The 15,039-nt window shown below is 73.3% G+C and carries 14 protein-coding genes and 1 pseudogene; 7 read left to right on the top strand and 8 right to left on the bottom strand.

The annotated features are described in order from the left end of the window. Nucleotides 1-11: 11 nt before the first annotated feature. Together ACGFZA_RS06960 and ACGFZA_RS06965 are read right to left on the bottom strand one after the other, a co-directional pair. Nucleotides 12-1,394 (bottom strand): FAD-dependent oxidoreductase, encoded by a 1,383-nt coding sequence (locus ACGFZA_RS06960; RefSeq protein ID WP_393677756.1) that lies wholly within the window; start codon nucleotides 1,392-1,394, stop codon nucleotides 12-14. A gap of 84 nt (nucleotides 1,395-1,478) precedes the next feature. Continuing rightward, nucleotides 1,479-2,444 carry a DUF4349 domain-containing protein gene (locus ACGFZA_RS06965; RefSeq protein ID WP_393677758.1) on the bottom strand — a complete coding sequence of 322 codons (966 nt, stop codon included), beginning with the start codon at nucleotides 2,442-2,444 and terminating at the stop codon, nucleotides 1,479-1,481. A 127-nt stretch (nucleotides 2,445-2,571) separates the two neighbouring features. Here ACGFZA_RS06965 and hemG point away from each other — a divergent pair, with 127 nt between their 5' ends. Together hemG and hemQ are read left to right on the top strand one after the other, a co-directional pair. Then, the gene (gene hemG, locus ACGFZA_RS06970) at nucleotides 2,572-4,101 is read left to right on the top strand and encodes a protoporphyrinogen oxidase (RefSeq protein WP_393677760.1); all 1,530 of its coding nucleotides are present in this window, start codon (nucleotides 2,572-2,574) and stop codon (nucleotides 4,099-4,101) included. Nucleotides 4,102-4,105: 4 nt separating this feature from the next. Next, nucleotides 4,106-4,840, top strand: a complete 735-nt coding sequence (hemQ, locus tag ACGFZA_RS06975) for a hydrogen peroxide-dependent heme synthase (protein ID WP_148021503.1) — start codon at nucleotides 4,106-4,108, stop codon at nucleotides 4,838-4,840. Nucleotides 4,841-4,973: 133 nt separating this feature from the next. On the opposite strand, the gene ACGFZA_RS06980 is transcribed toward hemQ, so the two are convergent. From ACGFZA_RS06980 to ACGFZA_RS07000, 5 genes and pseudogenes are all read right to left on the bottom strand, one after another. Further along, nucleotides 4,974-5,780 (bottom strand): TIGR04222 domain-containing membrane protein, encoded by an 807-nt coding sequence (locus ACGFZA_RS06980; protein ID WP_385279285.1) that lies wholly within the window; start codon nucleotides 5,778-5,780, stop codon nucleotides 4,974-4,976. 64 nt (nucleotides 5,781-5,844) lie between these two features. Next, nucleotides 5,845-6,831 carry a TIGR04222 domain-containing membrane protein gene (locus ACGFZA_RS06985; RefSeq protein ID WP_393677763.1) on the bottom strand — a complete coding sequence of 329 codons (987 nt, stop codon included), beginning with the start codon at nucleotides 6,829-6,831 and terminating at the stop codon, nucleotides 5,845-5,847. Between the two features lie 5 nt (nucleotides 6,832-6,836). After that, nucleotides 6,837-8,132, bottom strand: coding sequence for a DUF692 domain-containing protein (locus ACGFZA_RS06990; protein WP_393677765.1), 1,296 nt, complete (start codon nucleotides 8,130-8,132; stop codon nucleotides 6,837-6,839). A 123-nt stretch (nucleotides 8,133-8,255) separates the two neighbouring features. After that, entirely contained in the window at nucleotides 8,256-8,993 is a 738-nt protein-coding gene (locus tag ACGFZA_RS06995; protein WP_385279279.1) for a DUF4142 domain-containing protein, read from the bottom strand. 331 nt (nucleotides 8,994-9,324) lie between these two features. Further along, nucleotides 9,325-10,204, bottom strand: a pseudogene (locus tag ACGFZA_RS07000) (LysR family transcriptional regulator). 357 nt (nucleotides 10,205-10,561) lie between these two features. Here ACGFZA_RS07000 and ACGFZA_RS07005 point away from each other — a divergent pair. Then, complete coding sequence (locus ACGFZA_RS07005; protein WP_385279275.1) at nucleotides 10,562-11,515, top strand: EamA family transporter; 954 nt, start codon at nucleotides 10,562-10,564, stop codon at nucleotides 11,513-11,515. A 236-nt stretch (nucleotides 11,516-11,751) separates the two neighbouring features. Here ACGFZA_RS07005 and ACGFZA_RS07010 read toward each other — a convergent pair whose 3' ends face one another. Then, nucleotides 11,752-12,522 carry a peptidyl-tRNA hydrolase gene (locus tag ACGFZA_RS07010; RefSeq protein WP_393677768.1) on the bottom strand — a complete coding sequence of 257 codons (771 nt, stop codon included), beginning with the start codon at nucleotides 12,520-12,522 and terminating at the stop codon, nucleotides 11,752-11,754. Nucleotides 12,523-12,593: 71 nt separating this feature from the next. Here ACGFZA_RS07010 and ACGFZA_RS07015 point away from each other — a divergent pair, with 71 nt between their 5' ends. From ACGFZA_RS07015 to ACGFZA_RS07030, 4 genes are read left to right on the top strand one after another with little or no spacing between them, the layout of a single operon-like run. Beyond that, a complete protein-coding gene (locus ACGFZA_RS07015) occupies nucleotides 12,594-13,271 on the top strand; it encodes an AIM24 family protein (protein WP_326739517.1) in 678 nt (225 codons plus the stop codon). 59 nt (nucleotides 13,272-13,330) lie between these two features. Further along, nucleotides 13,331-14,140: an ATP-binding cassette domain-containing protein gene (locus tag ACGFZA_RS07020; protein WP_393677770.1), complete on the top strand. Its 810-nt coding sequence runs from the start codon at nucleotides 13,331-13,333 to the stop codon at nucleotides 14,138-14,140. After that, nucleotides 14,137-14,808: an ABC transporter gene (locus ACGFZA_RS07025; protein ID WP_393677772.1), complete on the top strand. Its 672-nt coding sequence runs from the start codon at nucleotides 14,137-14,139 to the stop codon at nucleotides 14,806-14,808. The genes ACGFZA_RS07020 and ACGFZA_RS07025 overlap by 4 nt, the downstream gene beginning before the upstream one ends. A gap of 26 nt (nucleotides 14,809-14,834) precedes the next feature. Next, nucleotides 14,835-15,035 (top strand): hypothetical protein, encoded by a 201-nt coding sequence (locus ACGFZA_RS07030; RefSeq protein ID WP_393677774.1) that lies wholly within the window; start codon nucleotides 14,835-14,837, stop codon nucleotides 15,033-15,035. The last annotated feature ends 4 nt before the right edge of the window (nucleotides 15,036-15,039 follow it).

A 15,039-nucleotide genomic window follows, 5' to 3' on the forward strand; every position in this document is an offset into this window, starting at 1 on the left:
GCGGGCGCCGCTCAGGCGGTGCCCGCCTTCCGCAGCACCGTGACCGTCTTGCGGGCCGCGACCAGGACCGGGTCCCAGACCGGGGAGAACGGCGGGGCGTAGCCCAGGTCCAGGGCCGTCATCTGCTCGACCGTCATCCCGGCGGTGAGCGCCACCGCCGCCACGTCCACCCGCTTCGCCGCCCCGTCCCGGCCCACGATCTGCACGCCCAGCAGCCGCCCCGTGCGGTACTCCGCGAGCATCTTCACCGTCATCGGCCGTGCCCCCGGGTAGTAGCCCGCCCGGCCCGTCGACTCGATCGTCGCCGTGACGAAGCGCAGGCCCACCGCGCGGGCGTCCTTCTCCCGCAGACCGGTACGGGCGATCTCCAGGTCGCAGACCTTGCTCACCGCCGTGCCGACCACGCCCGGGAACGTCCCGTAGCCGCCGCCGACGTTGGACCCGATGATCTGGCCGTGCTTGTTGGCGTGCGTGCCCAGCGCGATGTGGCGGGTGCGGCCCGCCACCAGGTCGAGGACCTCGACGCAGTCGCCGCCCGCCCAGATGTTGTCGTGGCCCACGACCCGCATCGACAGATCGGTGAGCAGCCCGCCGTGCGGCCCGACCGGAAAGCCGACCGCCCGCGCCAGCGTCGTCTCCGGCTCCACCCCGATGCCGAGCACCACCACGTCCGCCGGGTACGACGCGTCGGCCGTCTCGACGGCGGCGACCCGGCCGTCCGGCCCGGTGCGGATCGCGGTGACCGCGGCCCGGTTCACCGTGGTGATGCCGAGCCCGTCCATCGCGTCGTGGACGAGGCGCCCCATGTCCGGGTCGAGCGTCGCCATCGGCTGCTCGCCGCGGTTGAGCACGGTCACCTCGAAGCCGCGCTTCAGCATCGCCTCGGCCATCTCGACGCCGATGTAGCCCGCGCCGACGACGACCGCGCGGCGCCCCTCCACCCGGTCCAGGGTGTCCAGCAGGGCCTGCCCGTCGTCCAGGGTCTGCACGCCGTGCACCCCGGCCGCGTCCATGCCGGGCAGCGCGGGCCGCACCGGACGGGCCCCCGTCGCGATCACCAGCTTGTCGAAGCCGGTCCAGGACGTCTCGCCCGAGTCCCGGTCCACGGAACGCACCCGCTGCCCCGCGACATCGATCTCCGTCACCTCGGTGCGCGTCCGCAGGTCGATGCCGCGGGCCCGGTGCTCCTCGGGGGTCCGCGCGATCAGGTCGTCCCGCTCCGCCACGTCACCGCCGACCCAGTACGGGATCCCGCAGGCGGAGTACGAGGTGAAGTGGCCCCGCTCGAAGGCGGTGATGCTCAGCTCGTCCGGGCCCTTGAGCCGACGCGCCTGGGACGCGGCGGACATGCCCGCCGCGTCACCGCCGATGACCACCATGCGTTCCGTCGTCATGCCAGGTCCCTTCGAGGCACAGTCCGAAGGGTCCACGCTACGGCGCCCGGAACTCCGGGGGTGCCGCGGCACCCCCGGAGTCCGTTACCCGGCGGCCGGCGGCTGCTGCCCCGCCTCCCCGCCCCGGCGGCGGCGCAGCAGGCGCCACAGGGCCAGCAGGACGGCCGCGGCGGCCAGGAACGGGGCCGCGGCACCCACCGCCATCGCCAGCCACCGCAGCATCGTCAGGAAGGCGTGCCAGCCGCCGCCCAGCGCGTCCACGAACCCCGGGTCGTCGCTGTCGTCCTCGGAAGCCGACTCCGGTTCCGTCAGGTCGAGCGTGATCGTGGCCAGCGTCGTACGGTCCTCGAGCGAGGCCTGTTGCGCGAGCAGCGACTCCAGCGAGGCCTGACGGCTGCTCAGCTCGCCCTCCAGGGTCACCACGTCGACCAGCTTCTCGGCCCGCTCCATCAGCTTGCGCACCCGCGTCACGCTGGCCCGCTGCGTGGCGATGCGGCTCTCCACGTCGACGACCTGGTCGGTGACGTCCTTCGCGGTCGACGTGCGGGAGAGCAGCTTCCCCGCCCCGGAGAGCTCACGCAGCACACCGTCGTACTCGGCCTGGGGCACGCGCAGGACGAGATGCGAGGAGTCGTGCGTGTCATCCACCTGCTCGGTGGACTCGTTGGCGACCAGCCCGCCCGCGTTCTGCGCGACCGTACGTGCGGCGGCCGCCGCCCTGGACGCGCTCTTCACCTCCACGGACAGGGACGCGGTGCGGATGACATGCGCGGCGGTCACCGGATTCGGCTTCTTCGGCGTCCCCGACCGGGGCGCCCCCTCCTTGCTGTCGGCCGCCGCCTCCCCGGCGGCGGCCGCCTTGTTCTGTCCGCCGTTCTGTTCGCCGGCGGACAGGGCGCGCTCGTCGGAGGCCGAGCCGGAGTCGTCGCTGCCCCCGGACGCTCCGCAGCCGCTGAGCGCGAGGACGGCGGTGAGCAGTCCGGCGGCGAGCGCGGTGCGGGTGCGGCCGCCGGTCCGTCTGCCGGTACGGGTGATGGGTGCTGCCTGCATAACTGTCCCCCCAGGACGGGTGATTGATGGCGCCGGTTCGACGTACGGGGCAGTGGTCCGGGTTTCGGGAAACCGGTTTCGAAGCGGTCACGGTCAGGACTCGGTAGAGGTTTGAGAGAGTGGGGGCATGCAGCGTTCACCACACCGTGCGGACAGGGCCCCCGGCCACGTCGTCGTCATCGGCGGCGGCATCGCCGGACTCGCGGCCGCCCACCGGCTCGTCGGCACCGGGCTGAGGGTCACCCTCCTGGAGGCGACCGACCGGCTCGGCGGCAAGCTCATGACCGGTGAGGTCGCGGGCGTGCAGGTCGACCTCGGAGCCGAGTCGATGCTCGCCCGGCGCCCGGAGGCGGTCGGGCTGGCCCGCGCCGTCGGCCTCGGCGGGCGGCTTCAGCCGCCCGCCACCGCCACCGCCGCGCTGTGGACGCGCGACGCGCTGCGCCCCATGCCCAAGGGCCATGTGATGGGGGTACCGGGCGACCCGTCGGTCCTCGGCGACGTGCTCTCGCCCGAGGGCCTCGCCCGTATCGCGCAGGAACGCGACCTGACCCCGACCGAGGTCGGTGACGACGTGGCCGTCGGCGCGTACGTCGCGGACCGGCTCGGCCGCGAGGTCGTCGACCGGCTGGTCGAGCCGCTCCTGGGCGGGGTGTACGCGGGCGACGCCTACCGGATCTCGATGCGCGCCGCCGTACCCCAGCTCTTCGAGGTCGCCCGGCGGGCGGGCTCCCTGCTCGACGGGGTCACCCGCATCCAGGAGCAGGCCGCCGCCCGGCAGCAGACCGGGCCGGTCTTCCAGGGGATCGACGGCGGCCTCGGTACCCTGCCGGGCGCCGTGGCCGACGCCGTACGCGCCGGGGGAGGCGAGATCCTCACCGAGACCCCTGTGCTGGGCCTGACCCGTGGCGCCGACGGCTGGGACGTGCGCACCGACACCCGGGTGATCACCGCCGACGGCATCGTCCTCGCCGCCCCCGCCTGGTCCGCCTCCACCCTGCTCGCCGCCGAGTCCCCGGCCGCCTCCGCCGAGCTCGCGGGCGTGGAGTACGCGTCGATGGCCCTGGTCACCATGGCCTTCCGGCGATCCGACGTGACGGGCTCCAAGGCCTTCGACGGCCGCTCGGGCTTCCTGGTGCCCCCGGTCGACGGCCACACCATCAAGGCCGCCACCTTCTCCAGCCACAAGTGGCAGTGGGTCGCCGACGCGGCGCCCGACCTGTTCGTGCTGCGGACCTCGGTGGGCCGCTACGGCGAGGAGGACCATCTGCACCGCGAGGACGCCGAACTCGTCGGCGTCTCGCTGGCCGACCTCGCCGCGGCGACCGGACTGACGGCGAAGCCCGTCGCCACCGAGGTCACCCGGTGGATCGGCGGACTTCCCCAGTACCCCGTGGGCCATCTCGGCCGTGTCGCCCGGATCCGCGAGGAGGTCGCGAAACTGCCCGCGCTGCGCGTCTGCGGCGCGGTCTACGACGGGGTCGGCATCCCCGCCTGCGTCGCGAGCGCCCACCGCGCCGCGGACGAGATCGCCCGGGACGTCGCCGGGGAGAACGTACCGGCAGCGAAGGGCACCGGAGCCGGCGACGCGGAGAACGGCGGGGAGATCATCGCCACCCCCACCCTGGTTCAGGGCACCCGGAGCGAGGCGGGACAATAGCCGTATGAGTGCTCCCGAGACTGTGACATCAAGCAAGGCCCCCAACGCCGGCAAGAAGGCGAAGGACCTCAACGACGTCGTCCGCTACACGCTGTGGTCCGTCTTCAAGCTGCGCGACGTGCTGCCCGCTGACACGGACCGCGCGGCGTACTCCGGTGAGGTTCAGGAGCTGTTCGACCAGCTCGCGGCCAAGGACATCACCGTGCGCGGCACCTACGACGTCTCGGGTCTGCGCGCCGACGCCGACGTCATGATCTGGTGGCACGCCGAGACGTCGGACGCGCTCCAGGAGGCGTACAACCTCTTCCGGCGCACCCGGCTGGGCAAGAGCCTCGACCCGGTGTGGTCGAACATGGCGCTGCACCGCCCCGCCGAGTTCAACAAGTCGCACGTCCCGGCGTTCCTCGCCGACGAGACGCCGCGCGACTACATCAGCGTGTACCCCTTCGTGCGCTCCTACGACTGGTACCTGCTCCCCGACGAGGACCGTCGCCGCATGCTCGCCGACCACGGCAAGATGGCCCGCGGCTTCCCCGACGTGCGCGCCAACACCGTCGCCTCGTTCTCCCTCGGCGACTACGAGTGGGTGCTCGCGTTCGAGGCCGACGAGCTGCACCGCATCGTCGACCTGATGCGTCACCTGCGTGCCTCCGAGGCGCGGATGCACGTCCGCGAAGAGGTCCCCTTCTACACCGGCCGGCGCAAGTCGGTCGCAGACCTGGTGGCCGGGCTCGCGTAGCGAGCGGGTTCCGACCACCCCAACCCGGAAGATCAGACGGCGGAACCACCGGCACCCCGTGCCGGCCGCCGTTCCAGCGACACCGGGTTCGGCTCCCGGTGCGGCGCGCTTCCAGCGCGCCGCACCGGTGTCATTACGGGAAGATCTGCGCGGCGCCGCCCCGGCCGCCGAGCGCGGCCCGCAGCCCGGGATCGGCCACCGCGGCCACGCCCCGCACGGCGACCGCCACCAGCACATCGCCCTCCGGGCCGCCCGCCGAAGCGGTGCGCGCGTTCAGCAGCCGCTGTCCGGCGGGGGAGGCCCACGAGCTGTACGGATGCACTTCCATCCGGGCGATGGCCAGACAGCCCAGCGTCAGCAGGAGCGGCAGCCCGAACCAGACGAGCACCGGCACGCCGGATCCGTCCGGACCCTGCTCGCGGCCGGGCGTGAGCAGCGCGGCGGTGCCCATCGCGGCCACCAGCAACGCGGCCCCGCGCACCGCCCGCACCGCCGCCACGACGTCCGTCCCCGCCCCGCCCGGCAGCGCCAGCCCGGCGGCGACGAGCCGGTCGGCGAGGGCGCGTACGGCATCGGCGGCGGCCGCCGCCGAGCGGACCGGCGGTATGGGTGACTGCCCCTGCGGGCCGATCGCGCGGATCACCGTGCGCTCCACCTCGTCCCGGCCGTCCGGGTCGACCACCGTCGCCCAGCCGGTGTGCGCGAGCAGGAGCCGGCGGCGCAGATGCATGGTGACGAGCGCCAGGTCGGCGACCCGGTGCGGACCGCCGGCCAGGAACGCGGTCTCGTACAGCGTGAGTTCGGGGCCGCCCCCCGCGCGCCGGCTCTCCCGCGGCGAGCCGTCCGGCGGCGGGGCCAGGCGGGCGGCCGCGAGGCACAGCCGCACACAGGAGATGACCGCCGCACCCCATGCGACCAGCAGGAACAGAACCCAGAGCATGCCGGATTTCTATGCGAGACCGGTCCGGAGCGCCAGGGATTTCCACCATGCGGACAGCGACCGCTCAGGAACTGCTGCCGCAGCTCGATCCGGAGCTGCAGCTGGACCCCGAACCGCAGCTGGACCCCGATCCGGAGCTGCAACTGGACCCCGAACCACAGCTGGACCCGGAGCCCGAGCCGCAGCCGCCGCCCCCGCCGCCGGTTCCGGCGGAGCTGCCGCAGCCGCCGCCCGGGCTCGATCCGGCACACCACACCGACGGCACGAGCAGCAGCCCCGAGGAGTCCGAGGTGTGGTGCGAGGGCGCGGCCGACGCCGTGGGCCGCGTCCGGGCCGCCGCGATCAGATGCGTGCGCAGCCCGGGGTCGGGGAGGGCCCGGAGCCCGGCCGTCGCCACCAGATGGGCGGCGTCCGTCCGGGACGCGTGGGCGAAACGGAACTCGGCGGCGGCCCTGCGGCCCGCCCCGGTGATCCGGGAGCGGGCGACGGACGCGCGGATCAGCCCGATGAAGGTGCCGGCGACCAGGGCCGGGAACACCAGGAGGATGAACGGGAGGCCCTCCCCGGAGAACGTGGCGAGGGTCAGCACGAAGGCGACCGGGAAGCCCAGCAGGCAGACGGCCCCCTGCGCCCTGCCCCAGACGCTCCATTTCAGGTTCGCCCCGGGCGGGTTCAGCAGTCCGCGCCCGGCCAGGCCGTCACCGACCTCCTGTACGGCGGGATGGCGCATCACCGCGGTCCGCAGGGCGGGCAGCGCGCCGCTGGGGGCCGCGGCAAGCTCCTGGAGCACGGCCCGTTCCACCGGGTCGTGGGCGACGGGGCGCTGGACCGCGACGATCCCGGGTCCGCCGACCAGCAGCCGGCCGTCCTCCTGCATCGCGGCGAGCGCGGTGTCCACCACCCGGCCGGGCCCGCCGTTCAGGAAGGCCACCTCGGACAGATCGTGGACCGGGCCGCCGCCGGGGCCGCGGCGGGCGCGGCCCGACCCCACGATCAGGAACGTCGAGGAGACCGCCACGGCGAGATTCAGGACCAGGGCCAGTGTGTTCATCCCGGTCACCTTCCTACGAGTACGGAACGGGCCGCCCGGGCCAGTCGCGTGGCTCGGCGGGGCGGCCGCGGCGCCGCCCGGTCCTGCCACCAGTGGGTCAGCCGGCGACGGGCCGAGGCGTCGTCGGGGCGGCCGGTGAGGAGCAGGTGCTCGGCGAAGTCCAGGGCGTCGCGCCGGTATCCGGCGGACATCGGCCGGGATCCGGCGTAGGCGAGGAACTGGTCCCGGTAGCCGCGTCCCAGGATCTCCGGGAGTTCGGGGGCCACCTTGGCGACGACATCGGCGCGCTTGGCGGCCAGCGCCAGGCTCTGGACCCGGAGCCGGCGGCGGTCGAAGCCCTCCGGGGCGGGCGTGCCGGCGACGAGGGCGGACAGCAGCGAGGTCTGTGCGACCGCGACCCGGTCACGCAGGTCCTCCGGCGCCGGGTTCGGATCCGCCGACGTCCTCGGCGTGCCGGGGGCCGGCCGTCGTGCGCGGTCCCCGCCCGCGTCGAGCGTCGCCCGGATCGCGTCCAGCTCACCGGCCAGTTCGGCGGCCGGCGGGAAGTCGTCGTCGCGCTCCAGCAGGACCCCGGGCGGGGAGATGCGGGAGCGCAGCTCGGCGAGGATGCCGAGCACCGGCGCGGTGACCGGGTGGGCGTGCGTGTCGTGCCAGACGCCGTCCTTCTCCACGCCGCCCGCCACGTGCACGTACGCGATGGCCTCCACCGGCAGCTCGTCGAGGGCCCTGGCAGGGTCCTCGCCCCGGTTGACGTGGTTCGTGTGCAGGTTGGCCACGTCGATGAGCAGCCGCACCCCCGTGCGGTCGACCAGTTCCGCCAGGAACTGTCCCTCGGTCAGCTCCTCGTCCGGCCAGGAGACCAGGGCCGCGATGTTCTCCAGCGCCAGCGGCACCGGCAGCGAGTCCTGCGCCACCCGGACGTTCTCGCACAGCACGTCCAGCGCCGCCCACGTCCGCGGGACGGGCAGCAGGTGCCCCGCCTCCAGCACGGGCGACCCCGTGCGCGCGCCGCCCGCCCGGACGAAGGCGATGTGCTCGGTCACCAGGGGCGTGCCCAGCAGGGTGGCGCGAGCCGCGAGGCCCGCGAGCCGGCCGGGGTCGGGGCGGTCGGCCCCGCCCAGGCCCAGTGACACGCCGTGCGGCACCACGGTGACGCCGCGCTCCCGCAGCCGTACCAGGGAGGCGGGCAGATGGTCGTCGCAGAGGTTCTCCGCGACCGCTTCCACCCAGTCGATCCCCGGCAGCGCCTCCACCGCGTCGGCGATCTCCGGCCGCCAGCCGATCCCGATTCCCAGCTTCATGCTGTCCCCCTCCTCCGCTCCGTGCAGGGGTCATGACCCCTGCGCACAGCCGTGAACCCGAAGTGGGGGACGTTCAGAGCTCGATTTGAGGTTCCGTCCGGGCCCGGGACGGTGCCCCGCCGCTCAGGGCATCGGCGCCGTGGAGGGCCGAGAGGTGAACGACTGGTCCCCGGTCGGTGCCGCCGGCACGGGCTGCGGCAGGACCGAGCCCCTCGGCGCCACCGGCGGACCGGTCGGGCTGGCCGTCGCCGCGCCCGCCGCCTCGCGCGCCAGGGCGTCGAAGTCGACGAAGCCCGTGCCCTCCAGCATGGTGATGTGGTCGAGCACGGTCACGTTGGCATCGGTCGCCAGCTGCCGGATCAGCGCGTTGCGGGTGGTGTGCCGCACCTGGGCGACCAGCGCGAAGACCTTGCCGTGCGCGTTGCGCAGCAGGTTGGTGAATTTCCGCTCGTACTCCTCGCCGCTTGCCGCGGTCATCTCCCGCAGCCAGCCCTGCTGCTGTTCGGTCGGCTGGTTCGGCAGCTCCACACCCAGCTTGGCGGCCACGTCCCGCGCCCGGCGGTCCAGATCCGTGTGCCCGACCACCAGGTGGTCCCCGGCCGCCTTGATCGCCTCGGTCGGCGCCCGCTCGATCGCCTGCTGCCCGGCGGGCAGCTCCCAGAGCCCGGCCAGGCGCACCTTCACCAGGAAGTCCCGGTCGGTCGCGGAGAGCGGGCCCCACTGGGTCGGGGTGGACGACGCGTCGAGGTTGGCCCGACCGGTCCCGGAGCGGTCGGCGTACGACCAGACCGGGTAGGCGAGTGCGCCGAGCGTCGCGACGAGCGCCGCGATGATGAGGGCCGTTCCGTTGATGCGTCGCACAGAGGTGTCTCCCGGGCCGAGGCGTGACGGCGTGCAATCAACCGCCGGTCGAACGGCCGTGAAATGACCGGCTGTTCGGCCTGCTGGGCAGTATCGCCAGTGCGGCGGCGTCAGGAGGTACGTATCGAGGGACCGGACCATTCAACGGATCGGGCGGAAACCCGTGTACGCGTGCGGACGGATCGGCGGCGCGGCGCCGGACGATCGGCGACCATCGTGCGAGCCCGGGGCGATCCCCGGTCACCCGCGCCCTCATGCCGGTCACGGACGTCCGGCGGGTCGAAACGGCGACCGTGGCGATCCACCGCCCCGGTTCGTCCGCGCGCCTGCGTCACCCCTGCTCGATGCCCAGCAACTCCAGGAAGGCGAGGGCTGCCGGGGTGCGGCTCTCCCGGCCCCAGATCACGTACTCGGCGCGGGCCGGCGCGTCCGCGACCTCGATCGTGGCTACCCCGGTCAGGCCCGCGACGTACGCGGGCGGGAGCAGGGCCACGCCCAGGCCCGCGCCGACCAACCGGGCCAGGTAGTCCGCGTTGGTCACCTCGAAGACGACCTCGCGGGTGAGGCCCGCATCGGTGAAGGCCAGATCGGACTGGGCCCGGCCGGCGGTCTTCGCCGGGAGGTCGACGAACACCTCCGCGGACAGCCGGCGGAGGTCGACCGAGGTCTCGCCGGCGAGCGGGTGGTCCGGGGAGACCACGGCGACCAGCCGCTCCTGGGCAAGCTGCCGGGCCATGACGCCCTGAGGCCGGGCGGCAGTGACCGGAATGCCGAGAAAGGCCACTTCGATCTCGCCCTGCCTGACCTGCTCGGTGAGCTCGTCGCTCGCCCCCACGCCGAGGCTGATCCGGGCCTTCGGATGACGCCGGTGGAATTCACCGATAACGGCTGGAACGTCCACGGCGGCGACTGTGGGGATCAGCCCCACCCACGCGGCGTCCGCGCACCTCCCCGACGGCCGCCGCGACTTCGGCCGCTGCCCGCTCCGCCGCGTCCAGGCACTGGTAGGCGGCGGGCAGGAAGGCCGCGCCCGCCGGGGTCAGCCGGACCCGGCGGCTGGTGCGTTCGAAGAGCCTCGCTCCGAGTTCCTTCTCCAGCCGCGCGATCTGGTGGCTGAGCGCGGACTGGACCACGAGGCAGCGTTGAGCAGCCCTCGTGAAGCTGTTCATCTCGGCCACGGCGATCACGTACCGCATCTGCTGGAGCTCCATGGATCGATCGTGATACGCGATCTGTCGCGTGACAAGCATGTGTTGGACTCATCAATGGGTCCGGTCCGACACTGGTGGCGACCGCACACGGCAGGAACGCAGTCGGGCCCACCCCGCCGGGTGGCCGCCCTCGGCGGGGACCCTCCGGCATGCCCTGAAGACCTTTCCCCGGTGTCCTCGCGCCTGTCTCCCCGCACCTGTGCGTGCCCTGTGAGTCCGTGACACGGAAAGGACGAGCGATGCCATGAGCACCACACCAACGCGTTCCGGGACGACCGTCGCCGACATCCGGGTGGACCCCCGCTGCCCCTGGGCGTGGATCACCTCGCGCTGGATTCCCAGGGGAATTGAGGCCGGATGAAGACGGGAGGGAATGTGCTCACGACGACCCTGACCGGCCTGGCTCCGGCAGTCTGGGGCAGCACCTACCTGGTGACCACCGAGTTGCTGCCCCCGGACAGGCCGCTCCTCGCGACCACCATGCGGGCCCTGCCCGGCGGTCTGGCCCTGGTGGCCCTCGGCCGGAAACTTCCCGTCGGCATCTGGTGGTGGCGCGCGCTGGTGCTGGGCGTTCTGAACATCGGCGCCTTCAACTTCCTGCTCTTCGTCGCGGCCTACCGGCTGCCCGGCGGCATCGCCGCCATGATCATGTCGGCGCAGCCCATGTTCGTCGTCATCCTCGCTGCCCTCTTCCTCGGTGAGGGGATCAAACCCGTGCACGCCCTGGCCTGCGTCATGGGCACCGGCGGCGTGGTGCTGCTCGTCTTCAAGGGCACGGTGTCGCTCGACACCGCCGGACTGCTCGCCGCAGTCGGCGGAGCGCTGTGCATGGCCTCGGGTATCACCCTGACCAAGCGGTGGGGCCGGCCGGAGGACGTCGGCCTGCTCACGTTCACCGGGTGGCAACTCACGGCGGGCGGTCTGGTCCTGCTGCCGTTCTGGCTGTCACTGGAAGACCTTCCCGACGGTCTCACCGGCTCCCATGTCGTCGGGTTCGCCTACCTCGTCACGCTGGGCGCGGTCCTGAGCTACGTCGTCTGGTTCCGAGGCATCGAACGCCTGCCGGTCGTGGCGGTCTCCTTCCTCGCGCTGGGCAGCCCGATCGTGGCAACCCTGCTGGGCTACCTCATCAAGGACCAGACACTGTCCGGCCTCCAGATCGCGGGCATGGCCGTCATCCTCCTGGCGGTCGTGCTCGGCCAGCCGCGCCCGCCCAGGCCGAAACCCGAGGAGACCCCCGCGGCTCCCTCCCGCATCACCGGCTCGCCTCTCCCCGGTCAACCCGCTCCGGAACAGGACCGCAGCGGATGACGGTGGGCGCGCCTCCCCGGGGCGCCCCACGCGTTGAGCTCGCCCTCGGACCCGGCGCCATGGGGCATTCGTGTACCGCACCCGACCCGTCCGGAGAGATGACGTGACCACTGAAGACCGGGAAGATCACGTGACCATTGAAGACCGGGGAGATCACGTGACCGCTGAAGACCGGCGAGATCATGTGGCCACTGAAGACCGCGCTGCGCTGCCGTGCCGGGGGCAGGGCCATCCCCTCAGGGGTGTTGCGGGCGCGGAGTGAGACGGCAGTAGCGCGTGCCTCCTTCGACGGCAACAGTCAGCCCGGGGGCGATCTCGGTGAACCCGGCGTCCCGCACCAGCGGCAGCCCGCTCACCGTCAGTTCCTTCCAGCGGTTCGCGTCCGGGGTGGCGACCGAGAGCGGGAACCCCGCCTCGCGCCAGTCCTTGCGCTCCGTCTCCGACAGCTCCCACCAGGCGAGCTGGGCCCCGTGCCCGACCTGGGCCATCTCCTTGCCCGCCGAGATGCTGAGCTCCGGGTTCAGCCAGAGGACCGGGCCGGCCGGGTCGGGCGCGGCCGGCGGTGCGGGGTCGTCCAGGTCCGTCCCCGAGACCTGGAGCTTCACCAGTTCCTTGGGCCAGCCGTCGAGCGGCACCGGCGGGTAGACCCGCACCTCGGCCTCGTCTCCGGTCACCGTGATCCCGGGCAGCGCGGACGCCTTGCGCCACTCCGCGCCGCGCGCCCGCCGCACCACCTTGCGGATCCGGGCGTCCTGCCAGTCGCGCATCGCCCGAGCCCACTCGCCCTCGCCCACGGACCGCTCGTCGGAGAGCATCACCAGCACCGCCCGGGCGGCCGTGCGCAGCGCGTCGGTACGGGCCGGGGGGTCCGTCTTCTCGATGTGCACCACCAACGGCATGACGTACTGAGGTGCTTCGTCGCGGTTTGTCCGCTCGGTAAGGAAGGGGCTGTCCGCCGGCGGGCCGGCGGGGGCGGACGGGGACTCGGGGATGTCGTTGCTGCTCACCCGTCCAGTCTGCCAGCCGCCCGGATCCTCCTTCTTGGCGGAACGGATCGCTCCGGGTGAGGATGCACGGCATGAAGAGCGATCTTTTCTCCAGCGAGCACATGGCGCAGCCGGCCACGGCCCCCGGAATGACCCTGCAGAACGCCAAATCCATCAAGTACGCGGTCAACGGCGAGATGCACGCCCGCCAGGGATCGATGGTCGCCTTCCGCGGTGATCTCCAGTTCGAGCGCAAGGGCCAGGGCCTCGGCGGCATGCTCAAGCGTGCCGTCACCGGTGAGGGCCTGCCGCTGATGGCGGTGCGGGGTCAGGGCGAGGCGTGGTTCGCGCACGAGGCGGCCAACTGTTTCATCGTGGAGATGGAGCAGGGTGACGTCCTCACCATCAACGGCCGCAACGTCCTGTGCTTCGACGCCACGCTCGCGTACGAGATCAAGACCGTGAAGGGCGCCGGAATGACCGGCGGCGGCCTCTTCAACAGCGTCTTCACCGGCTACGGGAAGCTCGGCCTGATGTGCGAGGGCCACCCCATAGTGATCCCCGTCTCGCCGCAGCAGCCGGTCTGTGTCGACACGGACGCGGTCGTCGGCTGGAGCGCCCATCTCAACACGTCGCTGCACCGGTCGCAGAGCGTCGGTTCGATGCTGCGCGGCGGCTCGGGGGAGGCGGTCCAACTGCGCCTGGACGGCGAGGGGTTCGTGATCGTACGCCCCAGTGAGCTCAAGACCGAGAAGGCGTCCTCCAACTGAGTACGGACGTCCTGCGACTGAACGCCGTCGGGCGGCGGTACGGACTCGCCGGACCGTGGGTGCTGCGCGGGGTCGACCTCGGTCTGCCCGCGCGCTCCCTCGTTCGCGTCGAAGGGGCCAACGGCACTGGAAAGTCCACCCTGTTGCGGCTCCTCGCCGGGATCGACGCCCCCACCGAGGGCCGGATCACGGGCGGCCGGCCGCGCACGGCGTACGTCCCCGAGCGGTTCCCGGCCGCGCTGCCCTTCACCGCCGCCGGCTATCTCGTCCACCTGGGCCGGATCCATGGACTGCGCGCGGCGGAGGCGGCCGGGAGGGCCGAGGAGTGGCTGACCCGCTTCGGGGCCGCCGGACACGCCCGTACGCCGATGGCGGAGCTCTCCAAGGGCACCAGCCAGAAGGTCGCCGTCGCCCAGGCGCTCCTGGCCGAACCGGAGTTGCTGGTCCTGGACGAGGCCTGGACCGGCCTGGACACCGAGGCCCGGGGCGCACTGGACCGGGCCGTCGCCGCACGGGTCGCCGCCGGGTCCACCGTCGTCTTCGTCGACCACGACCCACGCCGGCTCGCGGGCGCCGTGGACAGGGTCCTGCGCGTCGAGGGGACCGGACTCGCCGAGGTGCCTCCCGCCCGGCCCGTGACGACCGCCGGCCCCCGAGTCCGGATCGACGTGTCCGGCCCGCCCGGGGAGCCGCTCCCCGACGCCCTGCCGGGCGCCCCCGTGCGGACCGCCGCCGAGGACGGGACGCTGCGGCTCACCGTCCCGGCCGTGCACTCCGACGCGCTGCTGGGCGCCCTGCTCACGGCCCGCCCGCCCTGGCACATCATGCGGCTCTCGGCCGTGCCCGGCACCCCCGGCGAGGCGGCATGACCGCACTGATCCGCTACCAGGCCGCCCTGCTGCTGCGCTCCCAGCGCTGGCTCGCACCCGTGCTGCTGTACACGGCCTTCCTCGTGGTCGGCGTGCGCTCCGGGCAGCCCGTACTGGACTCGCTCGGCTACACGGCGGCCGGACTGCTGCCGGTCAGCGCGTGGCTCGTGCAGGTCTGCGTCACCCAGGAACCGCCGGCCGCCCGGACGGTGGTCGCCGCGGCCGTGGGCGGGCGGCCGCGGGCCCATCTGGCGGCCCTGCTCACCGCGCTGGGGTGTGCCGGACTGCTGGGCACGGCCGCCACCGCGGTCGTGCTGCTGATCAGCGAACCGGCCTCCACCGATCACACGGTCCGCGTCCCCCTGCCGTCCGCCGGGCTCGCCGGACTGCTCGCCGCCGCCTGCTGCGTCCTGCTCGGGGCGGCGGTGGGGGCGCTGTGCACGCGGCCGGTGCTGGACCGGCGCGGCCGGTCGATCGCGGCGACCGTGCTCCTGGCGCTGCTTGCCCTGGTGACCAGTGGGTCACCCGCGAAGTACGCGGTGACGGGACTGGTCACCGGCTCGCTCACCGGCACGGTCCAGGTGCCGCTCCTTCCGCTGCTCGGTGCGGCGGTCGTGGCGGGTGCGGCCGCGGCGCTCGCCTGCGGACTCGCGGAGGTGCGGGCGTGAGTACGGGCGTGAGTAGGCTCGTACGCATGAACGAGCGTAGAGACGAATCCGTGAACGAGGCGTACTGCGGGACTCCGGCCGCGTCCCCGGAGAAGGCCGCCGGCCCGCCGTACGCCGAGTGCGTGCTGTGCCGGAAGCCGACCGAGTACGCGGAGTCGGTCAAGGGCATCACGCTCTGCCCGGTCTGCGCGTGGCAGGAGGCGCAGCGCACGGCCTGCTCGGGCTGAGACG

Source organism: Streptomyces sp. NPDC048211 (assembly GCF_043202315.1).
Lineage (GTDB): Bacteria > Actinomycetota > Actinomycetes > Streptomycetales > Streptomycetaceae > Streptomyces.

Coding starts and splice junctions, on each gene's coding strand:
- ACGFZA_RS06960 (WP_393677756.1), bottom strand. CDS start 1,394: ATGACGACGGAACGCATGGTGGTCATCGGCGGTGACGCGGCGGGCATG.
- ACGFZA_RS06965 (WP_393677758.1), bottom strand. CDS start 2,444: ATGCAGGCAGCACCCATCACCCGTACCGGCAGACGGACCGGCGGCCGC.
- hemG (WP_393677760.1), top strand. CDS start 2,572: ATGCAGCGTTCACCACACCGTGCGGACAGGGCCCCCGGCCACGTCGTC.
- hemQ (WP_148021503.1), top strand. CDS start 4,106: ATGAGTGCTCCCGAGACTGTGACATCAAGCAAGGCCCCCAACGCCGGC.
- ACGFZA_RS06980 (WP_385279285.1), bottom strand. CDS start 5,780: ATGCTCTGGGTTCTGTTCCTGCTGGTCGCATGGGGTGCGGCGGTCATC.
- ACGFZA_RS06985 (WP_393677763.1), bottom strand. CDS start 6,831: ATGAACACACTGGCCCTGGTCCTGAATCTCGCCGTGGCGGTCTCCTCG.
- ACGFZA_RS06990 (WP_393677765.1), bottom strand. CDS start 8,132: ATGAAGCTGGGAATCGGGATCGGCTGGCGGCCGGAGATCGCCGACGCG.
- ACGFZA_RS07005 (WP_385279275.1), top strand. CDS start 10,562: ATGAAGACGGGAGGGAATGTGCTCACGACGACCCTGACCGGCCTGGCT.
- ACGFZA_RS07015 (WP_326739517.1), top strand. CDS start 12,594: ATGAAGAGCGATCTTTTCTCCAGCGAGCACATGGCGCAGCCGGCCACG.
- ACGFZA_RS07025 (WP_393677772.1), top strand. CDS start 14,137: ATGACCGCACTGATCCGCTACCAGGCCGCCCTGCTGCTGCGCTCCCAG.
- ACGFZA_RS07030 (WP_393677774.1), top strand. CDS start 14,835: ATGAACGAGCGTAGAGACGAATCCGTGAACGAGGCGTACTGCGGGACT.